This window comes from Salinivibrio sp. YCSC6 (assembly GCF_004916735.1).
GTDB lineage: Bacteria > Pseudomonadota > Gammaproteobacteria > Enterobacterales > Vibrionaceae > Salinivibrio > Salinivibrio proteolyticus.
The window spans coordinates 2,145,199-2,164,006 of the sequence record NZ_CP039516.1; the positions used below are offsets into that span (position 1 = coordinate 2,145,199).

Consider the following 18,808-nt stretch of genomic DNA (forward strand, 5'->3'; position numbering starts at 1 on the left):
GGTAGTTTTATTACGCCTATCACGCCTAGATATCCGGCATGCACTCTGTTTTTCCTTCCCTTGATCCTGCGACTGTCACCACCTAGTCGACAGTGGTATGCTTGGTAAAGTCCATCTATTTCAGTAAGGCCTACTGTTTAAAAGGCCAACAATAAAATAAAATGGAGTCTACCGTGTCTGAGATCAGCCAATTATCACCCCAGCCTGTTTGGGCTTTTTTTGACCAGATTTGTGCTATTCCACATCCCTCTTACCACGAAGCACAATTGGCAGCATTCATTGTCGATTGGGCGAAAGGCCGAGGTTTAGAGGTTCGCCAAGATCCCACTGGCAATATTTTTATCCGCAAACCGGCGACGCCGGGAATGGAAAACCGAAAAGGTGTAGTACTACAAGCCCACCTTGATATGGTGCCGCAGAAAAACGAGCACACCGAGCACGACTTTACCACCGATCCGATTCGCCCTTATATCGATGGCGAGTGGGTCACGGCGGATGGCACGACATTAGGCGCCGATAACGGTATTGGAATGGCCTCCTGCCTTGCCGTCTTAGCGGCTGATGACATTGAACATGGTCCGCTCGAAGTGTTGCTCACCACCAACGAAGAAGCTGGGATGGACGGTGCATTTGGCCTAGAAGCAGGCTGGCTTGAAGGGGAAGTGTTACTGAACACAGACTCCGAACAAGAAGGGGAAATCTACATGGGCTGTGCGGGCGGCGTCGATGCTAGCATGCACTTTCCGGTCGAGCGTCATCCCATCGGCGACAATTTTGCGCGTTTTACTGTCGGTATAAAAGGCCTTAAAGGCGGCCACTCTGGGGTGGATATTCACACGGGTCGCGCCAATGCCAATAAGCTACTTGCACGCATGCTCAGCCATCACCTCAGTGGGGTTGATGTCAGTCTGATTGCATTGCGAGGCGGCACATTGCGTAACGCCATCCCGCGCGAAGCCTTTGCAGATATTGCCGTGCCAGTCGAACAAAAAGACGCATTAGCCGCGGCGATAGATAACTACGCGCAGTTGCTTCACGATGAGTTGGGACGCTTGGAGGAGAACGTCACTGTTGTACTCGATGCGTCCGACAATCAAGCCGACCCATTGACCCGTGCCGTACAATCTCGGCTACTCGCGGCCTTAAACGCGGCGCCAAACGGTGTTATACGGATGAGCGATGATGTTCCGGGTGTGGTAGAAACCTCACTGAACTTAGGCGTTATCCAAACCGATGAGCATACTATTACGGGATTGTTTTTGATCCGCTCATTGATCGATTCAGGGCGAGAAATGGTGCAAGGCATGCTGCGCTCACTGGCCGGTTTAGCAAACGTGACCGTCGAGTTTTCCGGCGCATACCCGGGGTGGAAGCCTGATCCGGACTCTGAAATCATGCATATTTTCCGCGATACCTATGAAGCTATCTATCAGCGTAAGCCTGATATCATGGTGATCCACGCGGGATTAGAATGCGGTCTATTTAAAAAACCTTATCCGGATATGGATATGATCTCGTTTGGTCCAACGATTAAGTTCCCTCACTCACCTGATGAGAAAGTGAACATTGAAAGTGTGGGTCACTATTGGCAACAAATGCGCGCTATCTTAAAAGCAATTCCTGACAAGCGTGCTTAAGCGAGTAAACTTAGCTGGGGGTCATTGTCGTCCCCCAGCCCTACCGACAAACCAATCAGCCGCACCGCTCTACCCTCGCCTCGATAAAACGCTTCATGCAACAAGGTATCAAATAGCCCTCGATCTAACCGCTCACAGCGGTGTGCAACCGTCGTGGTTTGAAAGTCGTTGAATTTGAGTTTGACTCCTTGGCGACAAATCCGCCCATTCGCATCGGCTTTTTCGAGTCGCCGTTGGAGCTCTTCGTATAAAGTGTCTAGCCACTGTAAACAATCATTCAGCGCTGCAAGATCTTGCGATAAAGTGCGCTCTACGCCAACGGATTTACGTATCCGCTCCACTTGCACTGGACGTCGATCAATACCGTGTGCTCGCTGCCATAGTACCTGCCCAAATTTACCAAACCGCTGGATCAGTTCACCATGATCGCTACACTGCACATCTCTACAGGTAAACAAATTCAGCTCATGAAGCTTGGTTAAGGTGACACGTCCTACGCCAGGAATGCATTGCAAAGGGAGCTCAGCCACAAAGGTGTCGACCTCGTCAGGGGTGATCACGCATAAGCCATCCGGTTTGTTGATATCTGAGGCGACTTTGGCGAGAAACTTGATTGGCGCGACGCCTGCCGACGCGGTTAATGATAGCTCGTCGCGAATAGTGTGACGAATCGCTTCTGCAATGCGGGTTGCCGAGCCTTGATGACTGTCGCAATCTGTAACATCTAAGTAAGCCTCATCAAGAGAGAGGGGCTCAATAATATCGGTATAACGATGAAAAATAGCATGAAGCTGCTGAGAAACGGCGCGATACTTGGCCATATTGCCACGCATAACCGTCAGACCGGGACATAGTTTAAGTGCTTGAGCCGTCGCCATCGCGGAACGGATCCCAAAGCGACGCGCGGGATAATTGCAGGTTGCAATCACCCCTCGCCCATCAGGTGACCCGCCAATCGCAAGAGGCACCTGTTGTAAGGCAGGGTTATCACGCATCTCCACTGCCGCATAGAAACAATCCATGTCGATATGGATGATTTTCTTCATGACAATCCTGCATGGCCACCAGATAAGACAGAGTGACTCACTGGTGGCTATCTACTGTACACCTGATCGCGTCAGGTCTTTGCTAGATAATTTGGTTTTTCTTCCACTCACGGGTTTTCTCTGCACGCGCTTCTCGCTTTTTACGTGCATCGCACGGCTCTGGGCAGTCGCATTCTTTTTCAATACCGATTGCGCCTAGGCCACCACAGCTCCCACTGATGGTTTTTTGCTGTACGATGTAGCCGATCGCCATCCCTGCAATCACAAGTACAAAAACAGCAAAGGTGATAAGAAATACTGACATAATTGCTCACCAACTATCGTTATTGCGTATTTAACGCTTTAAATAAGGCTTAAACGCCTCAGATGCGATTTCTTTAAAACCGTCATCCGTTTTCACTACCATAAAGGCAGGAATATTGGCTTGATTTGCCAATGCAACGGCTTTCTCTGGTCCAAGTACCATGAAGCCTGTTGCCAAACCATCCGCCGTCATACAAGACGGGTCTAACACAGTGACAGACACTAAGCGATGATGAATCGGTCGTCCTGTTGCTGGATCAATGATGTGCGAATAGCGTACCCCATCATGCTCAAAGTAATTGCGATAATCCCCTGACGTGGCAACCGCCATATCCCCAGGCTCAATAATCTCTTGCACCGACTGTGTGCCGGCACTAGGCTTTTCAATCGCGATGCGCCAAGGTACACCGTCTTGGTTCACACCTTTTAATTGTAACTCACCACCAATCTCAACCAAATAGTTATCGAGACCAAGTGACGCCAAATACTCAGCGACCACATCTACGCCGTATCCTTTGGCGATCGTTGACAAGTCGACATAAAGGTCAGGATTGGTTTTGGTCAACTGATTTCCCGATAAAGACAGGCTCTCTAACCCCGTCATCGCCATTCGCTGTGCGATTTCTTCGTCGGTCGGAATATTCTCTGGTCGTTTTTCAGGGCCAAAGCTCCAAAGATTCACTAACGGTCCAACCGTGACATCTAACGCGCCGTCGGTGAACGCGTTAAGACGCATCGCTTCTTTCACCACTTTCGCCGTCGCGTCAGATACCTCAACCGGAGAGTCAGCACGATGTTGATTGAAACGGCTCAGCTCCGAATCGTCTCGATACGTCGACATCTGGTCATTCACCAGCTCCAAACGCTTATCGATTTCTTTTTGGATAACAGCCTTCTCGGGCGTGTTTTCCGTTGCAATGTACTTAATGGAGTAATACGTACCCATTGTACTGCCATTAAGATGGACCAGCTCAGGTGAACGCTCACAACCGACCAAAGCCACGAGCAGTGTCAGCGTTGCCACACAGCCTAACCAAAACTTCTTCATATGGGTGTCCTTCGACGCGAGGTTGATACGTAAAATGGCTGACCCAAAGGCCAGCCATTAAAAGGTAAGTCGCACGTTGTGATCTTAGCCGCCGAAGTCATCCAGAAGGATGTTTTCGTCTTCAACACCTAAGTCCTTCAGCATACCAATAACGGCTGCGTTCATCATTGGTGGACCACACATGTAGTATTCACAGTCTTCTGGCGCTTCATGATCTTTGAGGTAGTTCTCATAAAGCACGTTATGGATAAAGCCTGTGTAACCATCCCAGTTATCTTCTGGTAGTGGGTCTGACAGTGCACAGTACCACTTGAAGTTATCGTTCTGCTCTTGAAGCATATCGAAATCTTCAACGTAGAACATTTCACGCTTAGAACGTGCACCGTACCAGAAGGTGATCTTACGATCTGAGTTCAGACGTTTAAGTTGGTCAAAGATATGCGAGCGCATTGGTGCCATACCGGCACCACCGCCGATAAAGACCATTTCAGCGTCGGTATCTTTCGCGAAGAACTCACCGAACGGTCCTGAGATCGTACACTTATCACCCGGCTTCAGTGACCAAATGTAAGACGACATTTGGCCTGGTGGCACATCAGGGTTACGTGGTGGTGGCGTTGCCACACGCACGTTCAGCATGATGATGCCTTCTTCTTCAGGGTAGTTAGCCATTGAGTAAGCACGGATGATTTCTTCATCCACTTTTGACTCATACCGGAACAAGTTGAACTTCTCCCAGTCTTCACGGTATTCCTCAGGAATATCAAAGTCTGAGTACTTAATGTGGTGCGGTGGCGCTTCAATTTGAATATAACCACCTGCACGGAAAGGTACAGACTCACCGTCAGGAATGCGCAGCTTCAGCTCTTTGATGAAAGTGGCTTTGTTGTCGTTAGAAATAACTTCACAATCCCACTTCTTCACGCCAAAGATTTCTTCTGGCAATTCGATCTTCATGTCTTGCTTTACAGCAACCTGACATGACAGACGCTCACCTTCACGTGCTTCACCTTTGGTGATGTGATCAAGCTCGGTTGGCAGAATATCACCGCCACCTTCTTTGATTTTTACGCGGCACTGGCCACATGAACCACCACCACCACAGGCAGAAGAAACAAACACACCAGCACCGGCCAGTGCACCAAGCAGTTTACCGCCTGGCTGAGTAACGATCGCCTTTTCAGGATCGTCATTGATATCAATTGTGACGTCACCGGTTGGTACCAGCTTGGACTTGGCGAACAAAATCACCAATACCAGCGCCAGTACAATCAGAGTAAACATCACTACACCAAGAATAATGTCCATTGACTATTCCTTTTCTCGCAGTTTACCCGGCTTACAGTTGCACACCAGAGAAAGACATAAAGCCCAATGCCATCAAACCAACTGTGATAAAGGTGATCCCCAAACCACGCAGTGCTGGCGGCACGTCTGAATATTTCATTTTCTCACGGATACCCGCTAGGGCGACGATGGCTAGCATCCAGCCCACCCCAGAACCGAAGCCGTAAACCACTGACTCTGCGAAGTTGTAATCACGCTGAACCATGAATGATACGCCACCGAAGATGGCACAGTTCACCGTAATAAGCGGCAGAAAGATACCCAGCGCGTTGTAAAGCGGCGGGAAGAAGCGGTCGAGTACCATCTCAAGAATCTGTACCAACGCCGCGATAACGCCGATGAAGGTAACAAAGTTCAAGAAACTCAAATCGACGCCTTTCACCAGCGCGTCTTCACGCAGAACCAAGTTGTAAACCAAGTTGTTAACCGGCACTGAGATGGTCAGTACCACAACCACGGCCACACCCAGACCAAATGCGGTTTTTACTTTCTTGGATACGGCCAAAAAGGTACACATACCAAGGAAGAATGCCAGCGCCATGTTCTCGATGAAGATAGAGCGCACTAGCAGGCTCAAATAATGTTCCATGTGCTATTACTCCTTCGCTTCAACTTGTTCAGGTTTGAAGGTACGCACAATCCAAATCAAAAAGCCGATGAGGAAGAATGCAGATGGGGCCAGAAGCATCAAACCGTTTGGCTGATACCAACCCCCTTCATTGACCACAGGTAGAATAGACACACCAAACACTGAGCCAGAGCCCAGTAGCTCACGGAAGAACGCGACTGTCATCAGCACAAAGCCGTAGCCTAGTGAGTTACCAATACCGTCAATAAATGATGGCAATGGCGACGACTTCATCGCATACGCCTCAGCACGGCCCATCACGATACAGTTGGTAATAATAAGACCAACGAATACCGACAACTGCTTAGAAATGTCGTACACGAACGCTTTCAATGTTTGGTCAACCACGATAACTAACGACGCAATGATCGCCATCTGGACGATGATACGTACGCTGTTAGGAATGTGGTTACGGATCAAAGAAACACACAGGTTTGACATCGCCGTTACGAACATCACCGCCAACGTCATAACAAATGCAGTTTGCATCTGTGTGGTCACCGCCAAGGCCGAACAAACACCGAGGACCTGTAAGGCAATCGGGTTATTGTCCAGTACCGGTGACAGAAGGTTTTTCTTCAGTTCTTTAGCTTCAGCCATCGATCAGGCCTCCCTCGCGAACTTTTGCTAGGAATGGACCAAAGCCCATGTCACTTAGCCAGAAGTTAAACTGGTTCTGAACACCATTACTGGTTAGGGTCGCTCCCGACAATGCATCGATACCGTGCTCACTACCTTGAGGAGCGCCGCCTTTAACGATGCGAATCGCTGGCTCGCCCTGCTCGTTGAATAGCTTTTTGCCATCCCACTGCGCGCGCCATTTCGGGTTTTCAACTTCACCACCTAGCCCTGGTGTTTCACCTTGCTCGTAGTAAACGATGTCAGCAACTGTGTTACCGTCGGGTTCTACCGCTACGAATGCGTACATCATGCTCCAAAGGCCAGAACCATTGACGGGCAGAATCAGACGCTGAGTTTGGCCCGCATCATCTTTAACCAAGTAGACCTTGGCCACGTCAGGACGACGACCGATATCAGCAATGTTTTCATCGCCACTCAGCTTTTTCGACAAGGCCGGATCATTGGCAGCCGCACGCTGATCGTAATCAGCTGCCGATTCAACGTTGACCGTCTCAGGGCTAACAAATTCACCGTCATCTAGGCTGACTAGACGAGTCTCAATGTACTTGTTGTAAGCATCATTGATCGCACTTTTGCCACCCGTGACATCAATACCAGCCACCGAAAGGATGTTTTTCTGTACGTCTAGCTTTGCATTAATTTGTTGCAAAGGACGTAGCGCTACTGCTGCACCAGACACCACAATCGAGCACACCAAGCTCAATGCGATAACAACGAGCAGCGTCTTTTTAATACTATCGTTACTACTTGCCATTACGAGCCAGTCTCCGTTTGATGTTGCCCTGAATCACCAGGTTATCGAACAGTGGTGCAAACAGGTTCGCGAACAAGATCGCCAGCATCATTCCTTCTGGGTATGCTGGGTTAACCACGCGAATAATCACGGCCATCGCACCAATCAAAATGCCGTACCACCATTTTGCTTTATTGGTGAACGCAGCAGAGACAGGATCCGTCGCCATGAACATCATACCGAACGCAAAACCACCCAGTACAAGGTGCCAATGAGCAGGCATGCTAAACATTGGGTTGGAATCAGAGCCAATCACATTGAACAAGGTTGCCGCGGCGACCATACCGAGGAAGGTACCCAAGATGATTCGCCATGATGCAATGCGCATGTAAACCAGCGCCGCACCACCAATCAAGATGGCAAGCGTCGATACTTCACCCATTGAACCTGGGATGTTACCAATAAAGGCGTCCATCCAAGTCATGGTTTGACCGGTCACGTTGTGCATCAGCGCCATTTCACCGCCGGTTGACCATTGACTCAGTGCAGTCGCACCCGAGAAGCCGTCCGCAGCGGTCCATACCAAATCACCAGAGATTTGAGCAGGATACGCGAAGAACAAGAATGCACGGCCAGCCAACGCAGGGTTCAAGAAGTTACGGCCTGTACCACCAAAGATTTCTTTTGCAACCACCACACCAAAGGTGATACCCAAAGCGGCTTGCCACAATGGCAGCGTTGGCGGAACGATCAGTGCAAAAAGAATCGAGGTCACGAAGAAACCTTCGTTCACTTCGTGCTTACGGATAATACAGAACAGTACTTCCCAGAAACCACCCACGATAAACACGGTGGCATAAATAGGCAGGAAGTAGGTGGCACCCAAGACCATTTTGGTACCCCAACCTGCACTCGCAAGCGGCCCCGCAATCGCCTCAGTCAGCCAGTAGTGCCAGTTCCCTTCAATGATTTGCGCAAGCTGCGCGCCTTCATATAAATGGTTCAGGCCCATAATGGCTTGGTTACCTGTGTTGTACATACCCCAGAACATTGCGGGGAACACAGCAAACCACACCATGATCATGATGCGTTTCAAATCGATGCTGTCACGCACGTGAGCGCCAGCTTTGGTCACCATGCCTGGCGTGTACAAAATGGTCGCGACCGCTTCATACAATGCAAACCACTTCTCGTGTTTACCGCCTGGCTCAAAGTGTGGCTCGATTTGCTCTAAAAAGTTTTTCAGGCTCATCTGTTACCCTTCCTTCTCAATTTTTTCCAGGCTCTCGCGGAGCATTGGGCCAAATTCGTACTTGCCAGGGCAGACAAATGTACAAAGTGCCAAATCCTCAGGATCTAACTCCAGCGCGCCTAACTGTTGCATACTATCTGTATCACCGGCACAGATATCACGCAGCAGCATAGTCGGCTCGATATCCAGCGGCATTACTCGCTCATAGTTACCGATTGGCACCATGGAACGATCACTACCGTTGGTCGAGGTGGTCATATTGAAAAGTTGGCCTTTGAACAGGTGGCCGAGGTACGCACGGGTCACAGAGAAGCGGTTTTTGCCGGGAGATAACCAACCGAACAGCTCTTTCTCATTACCTTCGCGTAATACAGACACTTGCAGGTGGAAACGGCCAAGATACGCATGAGGACCAGTCGCTTTGGTGCCCGAGAGTACAGAACCAGAGATAATACGGCACTCGCCAGCCATTAACTCACCGTCCGTCAGCTCATCGAGGTTAGCGCCCAGTTGAGTACGTACCAAGCGTGGCTTATTGACCATAGGGCCAGCTAAGGCAACCACGCGATCGGTGTTAAGTTCACCGGTCAGGAATAAATGGCCAAACGCAATGACGTCTTGGTAGTTTAGGTGCCATACCATTTTTTCCATACTTGCTGAGCGCAAGTGATGGATATGGGTACCGACAAGACCAGCTGGGTGAGGACCAGCGAAGACATGCTGCTCAACGTTTGATTGCTTGCTAGTCGGTAACTCTACGTCTGCTTTACAAACGAATACCGTTTTTTCGGTAAGGCGAGAAACCACATCTAGGCCCGCAACGAAAGCCTCTTTTTGCTCATCAATGATCACTTTCGGATCCGCAGCAAGCGGATTGGTGTCCATGGCATTGACAAAGATAGCTTCCGGCACGGCATCAACCGCAGGCGACTTGCTAAAAGGACGAGTACGAAGCGCTGTCCACATGCCAGACTCGACCAGTTGGTCAACAATGGCTTGGCGATCTAGCGATGCCAACTGTGAGGCTTCATATTTATTAAACGTGACTTGCTCGTTTCCATCGACTTCAATGACGACAGACTGAAGAACACGCTTGGCACCGCGGTTAACTTCAACCACTTTACCAGCTGCTGGTGCAGTAAATTTCACGCCCGGATTCTTTTTATCTTCAAAAAGAATCTGACCTTTTTTCACTACATCACCCACACGCGCGTGCATGGTGGGGCGCATTCCAACGTACTCTTCGCCAAGCAAGGCGACTTTCTTGACGGCTGGGCCGTCATTTATCACCTGAGTAGGAGTCCCGGCAATAGGGATATCCAAACCCTTTTTTATTGTAATCATACGCACTTGCACTACATTAACGGGAAAAAGAATTCTGTTATTGCGCAGTTAAAGACACGACTTTCGACTGTTTGGCGGCCATGACGGCCCACCGTCGCAACATCCTGCTAACCAAATCGTTACACAAAGGTAGCCTAGGTTAGTCTTTAAGCGCCGTATTCTATCACTAACCCCAGCGTTGATTCTATGGGTATTGTCACTGGAGCGTGGCAATTATCCATACCTGTACAAACAATACTCGCTGTAAGGTCACAGTTTCACTGCTGTTTTTTTGTTCACCTTAGCAGGCAATGCGAATGCTCGCCTGTGCTGATGAAACGAAAGCCCTACGCAGTTACCACTCACCGAACCGCTCATATTTATGTAAGAATTTGTTGCCACAACGTGAAAACTCAACATCAGCGCTGGCGCTATTTGCCCCCACCGCGACAAGCGGGTGAATCCGGAGCTTGCGCTTGTGACGTCCACTCTTGCGGCGTGTAAGTGTGGATCGCCAACGCATGAATATGATGGGCCAACTCATCAGATAAGGTCGCATTCACTGCGCGGTGACGTTGAATTAAACGCTGACCGTCAAATGCCTCTGATACCACCACGACTTTAAAGTGGCTCTCTGACCCTTCTGGCACGTTATGCATAAAGCTTTCATTACGCACATCCAGAAAGCTAGGCGAAAAAGCCTGCTCGAGCTTCTCGGTGATCTGTGTTTGTATTTTCATTTTGCTTCCCACATTTTACACGGGGAGCACAGGTGCTCTCAGTGTAGATGCTATTGATGATTTTGCGACTTTCGCGGTGGCGTGAGCTTTCAACACCAGAGATGACGCCACGTTTTAAATTGCAGTCTCTGGCTGAGTGCGACAATATACCCACTTTATCTATCGCGACGCAAAAACTCCGATGAAGACTGAAATGACGACGCCTGCGGGCCAGCCATTAATACTCCACCGTTATCCCCGACGTAAAAACGAGACGCTGCAAGCGTTCGACGCAGCCGACGAATACTTGATTGAGCACGTGGCTGAGTTGTCATTACCGGCCGGTGCGCGTGTGTTGATCATCAATGATCACTTTGGCGCGCTAAGCTGCTGGGCGTCACAACAAGGCTATGACACGATTCAAGTCAGTGATTCGGTGGTGGCACAACAAGCAACTGTCCAGAATTTAGCCGCCAATGCCCTGCCTAGCGTCGTCCAATTAACCAGCTTAGAGCCGCTGCCAGAGCGCATCGATGTGGTGCTATTACGGATCCCGAAAAGCACACGCATGTTGTCATGGCAATTACAGCAACTTGCCGCGATCACCGATTCATCCATTCCCGTCATCGCCGCGGCGAAGGCCAAAGAGATTCACACCTCAACGTTAAACCAGTTTGAGCACCAGCTCGGCAACACAGTGACTTCACTGGCGAAGAAAAAAGCACGCTTAGTATTTTGTACGCCGCGTGACGACAAACCCGAGTTAATCGACCAGCTACATACGTTCGATGTGCCTGATTACGCCATGACACTGGCGAATTTCCCCAATGTATTCTCTGCGCAAAAACTGGATATTGCGGCGTATTTGATGTTACCGCACATTCCGAGTGAACCCGGATTAAAAAGGATTGTCGATCTAGGGTGTGGTAATGGTGTGCTTGCCTTGCAAGCCGCTCGAAACAATCCAAATGCCTTTATTCATGCCGTTGACGAAAGCCATATGGCTGTCGCATCGGCGCAACGTAACCTTTTAGCGCATCACATTGCGCCCACGCGCTTTGAGTGTGAAGCGCGGGATTGTTTGAGCGAGTTTGCACACCATGATGTGGACTTGGTGATGTGTAATCCACCATTCCATCAACAACAAGCCATTACCGATCATATTGCTTGGCAAATGTTTTGTGACGCAAAACGTGTTCTGACCAATCGTGGCCGCCTTTTAGTCATCGGAAACCGACATCTCGGCTATCATGCTAAGTTAAAACGCCTTTTTGGTAATGTCTCCGTCATTGCGTCGAATAAAAAATTCGTTATTCTTCAAGCAGTACACGCCCAACATTAAGTAAAGGATGCTGAACACAATGAAAAAACTGCTCGTTGCCGCTGCCGTGCTTATCCTAGCAGGCTGTTCATCGCCGCGTGATCCGCAACTGACTATCGCGCCCAAACCCGCCACCTCAAACCAACAGCAAGTGAATAACTTGCCCGTAGTTGTGAAAAGCCGTGATCTACGTACCGCCCAGTTTGTGGCTGTCATTGACAGTGGTCGCTCTAACGTGAAGCCACTGCATGCTAGCCAGAATCTGCGCGTTGTCTTAGAAGACACCCTTTCTCGCCAACTTTCTTCGCAAGGCTTCCGTGTGGTGGCGAATGGCCCGGGAACACTGCGCCTCGATATTCTTGATGCCCTCGTGCGTGTAAAACACACGGTGTTTAAGCACAATATGGAAGCGTCGGTCCAGCTTCAGCTGGTCGCAGAGTCTCCTGATGGTCGCTTCGTGAAGCGTTACACTGGCAAATCAACCCAAGAAGGGATCAGCAGCGCATCGCCTGATGATATCGAAATGGCTCTGAACAACTTGCTTGAGGCGGTACTGCAAGATATTGCCAACGACGAGCAGTTGCTTAAGCACATGAAAGAGCACTTTTAATCATGCGTACCTTCTGCATGATGTGCATGCTTGCGTTGGCTGCATTGCCAGCGCAGGCGGAAGTGTTGGTGAAGGTGGATACAACGCTCGGCGCATTTACGCTCAGTCTTGATGAGCAAAAAGCGCCCAAAACCGTGGCTAATTTTCTCCGTTATGTTGATGATGGCAGCTATGTTGGCTCTCAATTTCATCGCGTGATCCCGGGGTTCGTGGTCCAAGGTGGTGGGTTTGATAAAGACCTTGAGCGCCTGCCGGTATATGACACGGTTGACAATGAATCCACTAATGGCCTGAGCAACCGACGCGCCACGATTGCGATGGCCAGAACCAATGACCCCGATTCGGCCACGCGTCAATTTTACATTAATATCAACGATAACGGCTTTCTGGACGCCACGCCCAACAAGCTTGGCTACACCGTTTTTGGTCGAGTGGTTGAAGGCTTTGTCACGGTGCAAAACATTTCATCTCAATCAACCGTGACGATCCCAAGCAAGCGGATGCAAGACGTACCACAACAACCCATTGTGATAAATAGCATCTCTCGAATATCTTCTCAGTAGCTGACAGGCAGGCTTGCGATCATGTTACCTAATCTTAAGGGGGCGCTTGCGCCCTATGCCGACCGCCGACTCCTTTATGTGTTCTTAATGGGCTGCTGTAGCGGCTTTCCTTGGGTGTTAATCGGCTCCAACTTAAACGGCTGGCTCGCGGATGAAGGGCTCTCTCGTACCGCGATTGGTCTATTCGGCTCGGTGTTTGTGCTGTATGCGGTGAACTTTCTCTGGGCGCCTTTGATTGATAGACTCAAAGTGCCCATGCTTAATGAGCGCTTCGGACAACGCCGCAGTTGGATATTGCTCACCCAAGCGCTGATTCTGATCGCAACCTTGGCCTTATCTCAGCTTAATTTACACGGCTTGACAGCCATTGATCCTTGGGTGACCACTGTGGTGCTTTCATCGCTGATTTTTGCGATTGCACTCGCCTCTGCCACTCAAGATATCGCCATTGATGCCTTTCGTATTGATAATTTTGCGGAGCATGAGACCGATAAGTTCCCACTTGCCTCTGCCATGTCCGTCATTGGATGGTGGACGGGATATTCTCTGCCCGGTTACATCGGTTTTATCAACGCTGACGCCATCGGTTGGAATCAGGTGTATGTGATCATGGCAGGGTTTGTAGGCTTAATGTTACTGGCCACCTTATTCGTTAAAGAGCCTGCCAGTGACCGCGAACAGCGCCAAGATGCCGCGACCCGTTACTATCTAGGGAAAGGATACAGCAGTGCACGCACTTGGTTAGTAGTGACTGTGTTTGAACCTTTTGCCGAGTTTTTCCGCCGCAACGGTGTAAAAGTTGCGTTAGCCATTCTGTTGTTTGTTTTTCTCTTTAAGATTGGCGAGGCCTTTTTGGGCCGGATGTCGATTGTCTTTTACAAAGATGTTGGCTTTAGCAATGAGCAAATTGGTTATTACTCCAAGCTCGTAGGTTGGGGACTGACCGTGGTGTATACCCTAATCGGCAGCTACATTAACTTGCGCTTTGGGGTAATCAAAGGCTTGTTTATTGGCGGGGTGGCCATGGCCTCCAGTAATTTGATGTTTGCTTGGCTTGCTGTGGTGGGACCAGACGAGCACCTGCTGCTAGGCGCGATACTGGTGGATAACTTCACCTCGGCTTTCGCCACCATTGCCTTTGTCTCTTTCTTGACCTTCTTAACCGGGCGCGCTTTTTCCGCCACTCAATACGCGCTGCTTGCATCGTTGGGTAACCTTGGCCGTACCTCTCTCGCATCCTTTAGCGGTATGATGGTGGATTGGCTGGATAGCTGGTCAACATTTTTCGTAATAACCTCATTGATGGTGATCCCAGGTCTAGTCATGCTGCTCTATATTGGTAGACAATTTAGAAAAGAATCATCGCACCATGACGAACTTTCTGGACAATGTCTAAAAACCCGGCAGGACTAGCGTTTCCCCATCACAGCGGAGTGCAAAAAATTGTGCTCCGCACGTCATTTTCTTTCAATCAAGATCACATAAAAATGACATGTAATCGAATACATGCCATCTTCAGTCACATCTAAAATTCATGTCTACATTTGTTACATTCTTTATGGTGAACTTAATCAATATACTGCCTCCATTGAACTCAACGGTTACACACTTAAGCAGAGGCAGTCACCATGAAAAAGTCCCTACTCGCACTTGCCGTCATGGCAGCTAGCGCCGCACCTATCGCCAACGCGGCTGATTACTCAGACGATATCTATAAAAACGATCATAAATGGCTTCAGTTTAACGCCATGTATGCCATCAACGAGAAACCTCAGTTCGGTCCTGACACCGATAAAGATCATAATTACCTCGAGATGGAATTTGGCGGCCGTAAGGGTGTGGTTGATCTCTATGGCTATGTGGACATCTTCGATCTTGCCGAAAGCGATAGCGACAACAACAATAAAAAAGGCGCGCCTAAAGCCTTTATGAAGCTAGCACCACGCTTCTCAATTGACGGCATCACCGGGCAAGACTTGTCGTTTGGCCCTGTACAAGAAGTATACTTCTCGACTTTGTTTAACTGGGGTGGTGGCGATAGTGACACTAACAACTCGTTCTGGGGTGTCGGTGCCGATGTTGAACTGCCTTGGTTTGGCAAAGTAGGCATGAACCTTTACGGTTTGTATGACATCAACAAAAAAGACTGGAACGGTTACCAATTCTCGACCAACTGGTTTAAGCCTTTCCACTTTTTCGACAACGGTAGCTTCTTGTCTTATCAAGGCTATATCGATTACCAATTTGGTGCCGATGACACTTTCAAAGGCAAGAGTCAAGCGACCCACGGCGGCGCGATGTTTAACGGCCTATATTGGCACTCAGACAACTATGCCCTCGGTTATGGCCTTAAAGCCTATAACGATGTCTACTTGATTGAAGATGGTGGCACAACGGAAAGCTCAGGTATTTCCCACTACCTAAGCGCCACCTACAAATTCTAAGTGACTGCGCCGGCCTCTCGGTCGGCGCTTTTTTCCTCCCCCAACTTGTTTCTCTGTCTTGCTCCTACCTCGTGATAAACTATGCACTTTTAACCGCTCTGAGCTTGTCATGAACATAACTTTTATCGGTGTAGGCGCAATTGGTACTTTGTGGGCAACCCAATTAGTACAAGCCGGTCATCGCGTGCAGGTGATCACCCGTGCAGGCACAGAAGTGTGTCGGCAATTGGTACTCGACAGCCATACCGTGACGGTCCCCGCTAACCAGCCACAAGCCATTACCGATTGCGATCTATTAATGGTGTGTACCAAGGCTTATGACGTCATGCCTGCCTTACAACCTATCATCGAGCAGCTTCATCCCGATACAATTATCGTCTTAATGCACAATGGGATGGGACCGCATGCGCAAATCAAAACGCTAGTGAGTCCGTCGCAACCTTTATTGCTCGCCACCACCTCACACGGCGTCTTTAGCCCCTATCAAGGGAGCTATCAGCATACCGGCCACGGAGAGACTTACATCGGCGCGGCGAATCAAGCAGGTCAGCAGTGTGCCTTTGTCGCCGAGGTGTTGGATCATGCCTTATCGCCAGTGTACTGGCACGAAGCGATTATCCATCAGCTATGGCATAAGCTGGCGGTTAATTGTGTGATCAATCCACTCACCGCGATTCATCAAGTGAATAACGGAGCATTATTATCTGCCGACTACCAAGACACCATCCAGTTACTTTGCCAAGAACTTGCCCGTGTGATGCAAGCTGACGGACTCGCCACCCATGCCGAACAGCTAAAAACACAAGCACTGACAGTGGCACGCGCCACCGCAAATAACTATTCATCAATGAATCGCGACTGCTATCATGGCAGAAAGACAGAGCTTGAGCAGATCACAGGCTATTTATTGGCTCGAGCGGCACATCATCAGATTAAGGTGCCTACCCACCAGGCGCTATATGATGCCGTGAAGCAACGTGAGGTACAAAAAGGATAATCATGAAACCGATTAACGTCTTAGTATGCGTGGCACCCGGCAGCGAGGAAATGGAAACCGTCACCGCCATTGATGTGATGAAGCGGGCTGGTTTTTGTGTCACCGTTGCCAGCGCCGACCCTGAAGGTTCACTCACTTTAACCTGTTCTCGTGGCGTACAATTAGTGTGCGATGCACCTTTGGCGAGTGTGGCCGACCAGCCGTTTGATTGCGTCATTTTACCCGGGGGTATTGATGGGGCGCAGTGTTTAGGCGACAGCGCGATCGTGACAGAAATTATCAAACAACAGCAAAGTGACCATGCATGGGTCGCGGCTATCTGCGCGGCTCCCGCGCTTGTTCTGCAGCGCCACCAGCTTTACCCCACCTCTCATATCAGTTGCCATCCCAGTGTCAGCGAGCAGATCCCAGAGCAATGGCGCAGTCGTCGCCGTGTGATGACTGATTATGATCACAAGTTGATCACCAGCCAAGGCCCGGGATCTGCGCTCGAATTTGCCATTGAGATTGTTCACGTCTTGGCAGGGAAAGCACTGGCCTGGCAGGTTGCCGAACCTATGGTCCCCCTCCCAAACTTGCAGTACGAGAAAAAATTCGCCGAATAAAAAAACAGGCAGCGAGGCTGCCTGTTTTTTTGCTTAAATCGAGCTTTTTCGCGATTAGCCGCGATAAACTTTGACATTTTCAAAGCCCATATCTTTTAGATACAGCGCTTGAAGACGGCTCATCACACCACGCTCACAGTACAGCAAGTAGGTTTTGCTTTGGTCTAGGTCGCCAAAGCGGGTCGCTAATTTAAAGAAAGGAATATGAACAACGTCAGTGCCGTCGATGTTCAGTGGCTTTTCCTCTTCTTCATCACTGCTGCGAATATCAATGACAATCGCGCCTTGCTCGGCCTCGTTAACCAGTTCAACCTCGGGAGCCTTTTCCTGACTGAGTTTCTCGATATCGCGAATATCCATCACCGAGGCATTGTTAACCACTTGCTCCAGTAACGCGAAGTCAAATTTCGCTTCCTCGGCCTCAAGTTTGGCTTTCTCGGCTTTGATCGTTGGGCTTTTCGAAATCACACCACAGAATTCAGGCATGGTTTTAGCGAAGTCTTCAGTGCCGATTTTGCGGGCTGTCTGGATAATGTCTTCTTTATCCCAGTTGATCAGCGGACGCAGGATTAACGTGTCCGTCACGTTATCAATCATGCGTAAATTGGTTAGAGTTTGGCTCGACACTTGCCCTAAGGCTTCGCCGGTGACCAGAGCTTGAATACCGAAACGCTCGGCAACCATGCTTGCCGCACGCATAAACATCCGCTTGAGCACGACTCCCATCTGACCATCATCGATGTTTTCGAGGATACTGGCGACAACCGGCTCAAAGTCGATAGAAATAAATTTCACTTTCGCCGACGAGCCAAACTTGTTCCACAGGAAGTGCGATACCTGCTGCACACCCGTTTCATGGGTTTTGCCGCCTAAATTGAAGAAGCAATAATGAACCTTGCTACCGCGCTTAATATGCAAGTAACTCGACACCCCTGAGTCGAACCCTCCCGAGATCAAGCTCAGCACATCTTCTTGCGTGCCGAGAGGGAAGCCACCCAAGCCAGTATGACGGTGCTTTACCAAGTTCAGCTTATCGTGGTCCACTTCCATCATCACGGTCACGTCAGGCTTTTTCAGCTGTACGCTGGCGGTCGGAACGGCTTGGTTTAACCCACCTCCTACGTAACGCTCTACATCAATCGAGGTAAAGTCATGCTGGCCGCGGCGTTTTGCACGCACGCAAAAGGTTTTTCCTTCGATTTGATGACGAACACCCTCAAGGGTGAGTTCATAGATGTGGTGTAAATCGTTAAATAACGTTTGCTCAACCTCAAGCACCGTCTGCACGCCCGGCGTGTTGGTTAATACATCCAGGACAAGCTGACGCTCGTTTGGTTGTTTTAACGTCACCTCAATGTGATCCCTACGGTTATATACTGCCGTATTATCTGTCCGACGCTTTAAAATATTACGAATATTGCATTCGAGGATTTTAGTAAAACGCTTTCTAACAGACTCACTTTTGACGATCACCTCAGGGTGAATTTTAACGATAAACTTCATAACCGGTTCGATACAGCTGGAAACAAGGTCGCGGATTATACAATAACCACGTCCCAGCTGAAACCGGGCATTTTTGCGTCTAAACAA

The 18,808-nt window shown here is 49.5% G+C and carries 19 protein-coding genes; 8 read left to right on the top strand and 11 right to left on the bottom strand.

Annotated features, from left to right (window positions below):
* Positions 1 to 161 precede the first annotated feature (161 nt).
* Positions 162 to 1,637, top strand: a complete 1,476-nt coding sequence (locus tag E8E00_RS09875; RefSeq protein ID WP_205907387.1) for an aminoacyl-histidine dipeptidase — start codon at positions 162 to 164, stop codon at positions 1,635 to 1,637.
* On the opposite strand, the gene dinB is transcribed toward E8E00_RS09875, so the two are convergent.
* From dinB to bolA, 10 genes are all read right to left on the bottom strand, one after another.
* Positions 1,634 to 2,683, bottom strand: coding sequence for a DNA polymerase IV (dinB, locus tag E8E00_RS09880; RefSeq protein WP_077455575.1), 1,050 nt, complete (start codon positions 2,681 to 2,683; stop codon positions 1,634 to 1,636). The two genes, E8E00_RS09875 and dinB, sit on opposite strands and share 4 nt — an antisense overlap.
* Positions 2,684 to 2,765: 82 nt before the next feature.
* Positions 2,766 to 2,987 (bottom strand): (Na+)-NQR maturation NqrM, encoded by a 222-nt coding sequence (gene nqrM, locus E8E00_RS09885; protein WP_069587436.1) that lies wholly within the window; start codon positions 2,985 to 2,987, stop codon positions 2,766 to 2,768.
* Between the two features lie 30 nt (positions 2,988 to 3,017).
* On the bottom strand, positions 3,018 to 4,034 hold the full coding sequence (locus E8E00_RS09890; protein WP_069587437.1) for an FAD:protein FMN transferase: 1,017 nt from the start codon (positions 4,032 to 4,034) through the stop codon (positions 3,018 to 3,020).
* An 84-nt stretch (positions 4,035 to 4,118) separates the two neighbouring features.
* Positions 4,119 to 5,342 carry an NADH:ubiquinone reductase (Na(+)-transporting) subunit F gene (nqrF, locus tag E8E00_RS09895; protein WP_069587438.1) on the bottom strand — a complete coding sequence of 408 codons (1,224 nt, stop codon included), beginning with the start codon at positions 5,340 to 5,342 and terminating at the stop codon, positions 4,119 to 4,121.
* Between the two features lie 31 nt (positions 5,343 to 5,373).
* Entirely contained in the window at positions 5,374 to 5,970 is a 597-nt protein-coding gene (gene nqrE / locus E8E00_RS09900; RefSeq protein ID WP_069587439.1) for an NADH:ubiquinone reductase (Na(+)-transporting) subunit E, read from the bottom strand.
* A 6-nt stretch (positions 5,971 to 5,976) separates the two neighbouring features.
* Complete coding sequence (locus E8E00_RS09905; protein WP_069587440.1) at positions 5,977 to 6,609, bottom strand: NADH:ubiquinone reductase (Na(+)-transporting) subunit D; 633 nt, start codon at positions 6,607 to 6,609, stop codon at positions 5,977 to 5,979.
* Positions 6,602 to 7,405, bottom strand: a complete 804-nt coding sequence (locus E8E00_RS09910; RefSeq protein WP_069587441.1) for a Na(+)-translocating NADH-quinone reductase subunit C — start codon at positions 7,403 to 7,405, stop codon at positions 6,602 to 6,604. The genes E8E00_RS09905 and E8E00_RS09910 overlap by 8 nt, the downstream gene beginning before the upstream one ends.
* Complete coding sequence (locus tag E8E00_RS17240) at positions 7,395 to 8,636, bottom strand: NADH:ubiquinone reductase (Na(+)-transporting) subunit B (RefSeq protein WP_069587442.1); 1,242 nt, start codon at positions 8,634 to 8,636, stop codon at positions 7,395 to 7,397. Before E8E00_RS17240 ends, E8E00_RS09910 begins: the two co-directional genes overlap by 11 nt.
* Positions 8,637 to 8,639: 3 nt before the next feature.
* The gene (locus E8E00_RS17245; RefSeq protein ID WP_096631612.1) at positions 8,640 to 9,980 is read right to left on the bottom strand and encodes a Na(+)-translocating NADH-quinone reductase subunit A; all 1,341 of its coding nucleotides are present in this window, start codon (positions 9,978 to 9,980) and stop codon (positions 8,640 to 8,642) included.
* A 410-nt stretch (positions 9,981 to 10,390) separates the two neighbouring features.
* Positions 10,391 to 10,699 (bottom strand): transcriptional regulator BolA, encoded by a 309-nt coding sequence (bolA, locus tag E8E00_RS09925; protein ID WP_077455570.1) that lies wholly within the window; start codon positions 10,697 to 10,699, stop codon positions 10,391 to 10,393.
* 193 nt (positions 10,700 to 10,892) lie between these two features.
* Between bolA and E8E00_RS09930 the strand changes: the two genes are divergently transcribed.
* The 7 genes from E8E00_RS09930 to E8E00_RS09960 all read left to right on the top strand — a co-directional run bounded on the left by E8E00_RS09930 (position 10,893) and on the right by E8E00_RS09960 (position 17,218).
* A complete protein-coding gene (locus E8E00_RS09930) occupies positions 10,893 to 12,020 on the top strand; it encodes a methyltransferase (RefSeq protein WP_240531930.1) in 1,128 nt (375 codons plus the stop codon).
* Positions 12,021 to 12,039: 19 nt separating this feature from the next.
* On the top strand, positions 12,040 to 12,609 hold the full coding sequence (locus E8E00_RS09935) for a YajG family lipoprotein (RefSeq protein ID WP_069587446.1): 570 nt from the start codon (positions 12,040 to 12,042) through the stop codon (positions 12,607 to 12,609).
* A gap of 2 nt (positions 12,610 to 12,611) precedes the next feature.
* Positions 12,612 to 13,172 (top strand): peptidylprolyl isomerase, encoded by a 561-nt coding sequence (locus tag E8E00_RS09940; RefSeq protein WP_069587447.1) that lies wholly within the window; start codon positions 12,612 to 12,614, stop codon positions 13,170 to 13,172.
* A gap of 21 nt (positions 13,173 to 13,193) precedes the next feature.
* Positions 13,194 to 14,585, top strand: coding sequence for an MFS transporter (locus tag E8E00_RS09945; protein WP_096631125.1), 1,392 nt, complete (start codon positions 13,194 to 13,196; stop codon positions 14,583 to 14,585).
* 215 nt (positions 14,586 to 14,800) lie between these two features.
* Positions 14,801 to 15,616 carry an outer membrane protein OmpK gene (locus tag E8E00_RS09950; protein ID WP_096631123.1) on the top strand — a complete coding sequence of 272 codons (816 nt, stop codon included), beginning with the start codon at positions 14,801 to 14,803 and terminating at the stop codon, positions 15,614 to 15,616.
* 109 nt (positions 15,617 to 15,725) lie between these two features.
* A complete protein-coding gene (locus tag E8E00_RS09955; RefSeq protein WP_096631121.1) occupies positions 15,726 to 16,613 on the top strand; it encodes a 2-dehydropantoate 2-reductase in 888 nt (295 codons plus the stop codon).
* Positions 16,614 to 16,615: 2 nt separating this feature from the next.
* On the top strand, positions 16,616 to 17,218 hold the full coding sequence (locus tag E8E00_RS09960; RefSeq protein ID WP_096631118.1) for a DJ-1 family glyoxalase III: 603 nt from the start codon (positions 16,616 to 16,618) through the stop codon (positions 17,216 to 17,218).
* A 54-nt stretch (positions 17,219 to 17,272) separates the two neighbouring features.
* On the opposite strand, the gene thiI is transcribed toward E8E00_RS09960, so the two are convergent.
* A complete protein-coding gene (gene thiI, locus E8E00_RS09965; protein WP_069587452.1) occupies positions 17,273 to 18,721 on the bottom strand; it encodes a tRNA uracil 4-sulfurtransferase ThiI in 1,449 nt (482 codons plus the stop codon).
* Positions 18,722 to 18,808 lie beyond the last annotated feature (87 nt).

Excerpts from the sequence above, each read along its gene's own strand:
- E8E00_RS09875 (WP_205907387.1), top strand. The coding sequence starts at position 162 with ATGGAGTCTACCGTGTCTGAGATCAGCCAATTATCACCCCAGCCTGTT.
- dinB (WP_077455575.1), bottom strand. The coding sequence starts at position 2,683 with ATGAAGAAAATCATCCATATCGACATGGATTGTTTCTATGCGGCAGTG.
- nqrM (WP_069587436.1), bottom strand. The coding sequence starts at position 2,987 with ATGTCAGTATTTCTTATCACCTTTGCTGTTTTTGTACTTGTGATTGCA.
- E8E00_RS09890 (WP_069587437.1), bottom strand. The coding sequence starts at position 4,034 with ATGAAGAAGTTTTGGTTAGGCTGTGTGGCAACGCTGACACTGCTCGTG.
- nqrF (WP_069587438.1), bottom strand. The coding sequence starts at position 5,342 with ATGGACATTATTCTTGGTGTAGTGATGTTTACTCTGATTGTACTGGCG.
- nqrE (WP_069587439.1), bottom strand. The coding sequence starts at position 5,970 with ATGGAACATTATTTGAGCCTGCTAGTGCGCTCTATCTTCATCGAGAAC.
- E8E00_RS09905 (WP_069587440.1), bottom strand. The coding sequence starts at position 6,609 with ATGGCTGAAGCTAAAGAACTGAAGAAAAACCTTCTGTCACCGGTACTG.
- E8E00_RS09910 (WP_069587441.1), bottom strand. The coding sequence starts at position 7,405 with ATGGCAAGTAGTAACGATAGTATTAAAAAGACGCTGCTCGTTGTTATC.
- E8E00_RS17240 (WP_069587442.1), bottom strand. The coding sequence starts at position 8,636 with ATGAGCCTGAAAAACTTTTTAGAGCAAATCGAGCCACACTTTGAGCCA.
- E8E00_RS17245 (WP_096631612.1), bottom strand. The coding sequence starts at position 9,980 with ATGATTACAATAAAAAAGGGTTTGGATATCCCTATTGCCGGGACTCCT.
- bolA (WP_077455570.1), bottom strand. The coding sequence starts at position 10,699 with ATGAAAATACAAACACAGATCACCGAGAAGCTCGAGCAGGCTTTTTCG.
- E8E00_RS09930 (WP_240531930.1), top strand. The coding sequence starts at position 10,893 with ATGACGACGCCTGCGGGCCAGCCATTAATACTCCACCGTTATCCCCGA.
- E8E00_RS09935 (WP_069587446.1), top strand. The coding sequence starts at position 12,040 with ATGAAAAAACTGCTCGTTGCCGCTGCCGTGCTTATCCTAGCAGGCTGT.
- E8E00_RS09940 (WP_069587447.1), top strand. The coding sequence starts at position 12,612 with ATGCGTACCTTCTGCATGATGTGCATGCTTGCGTTGGCTGCATTGCCA.
- E8E00_RS09945 (WP_096631125.1), top strand. The coding sequence starts at position 13,194 with ATGTTACCTAATCTTAAGGGGGCGCTTGCGCCCTATGCCGACCGCCGA.
- E8E00_RS09950 (WP_096631123.1), top strand. The coding sequence starts at position 14,801 with ATGAAAAAGTCCCTACTCGCACTTGCCGTCATGGCAGCTAGCGCCGCA.
- E8E00_RS09955 (WP_096631121.1), top strand. The coding sequence starts at position 15,726 with ATGAACATAACTTTTATCGGTGTAGGCGCAATTGGTACTTTGTGGGCA.
- E8E00_RS09960 (WP_096631118.1), top strand. The coding sequence starts at position 16,616 with ATGAAACCGATTAACGTCTTAGTATGCGTGGCACCCGGCAGCGAGGAA.
- thiI (WP_069587452.1), bottom strand. The coding sequence starts at position 18,721 with ATGAAGTTTATCGTTAAAATTCACCCTGAGGTGATCGTCAAAAGTGAG.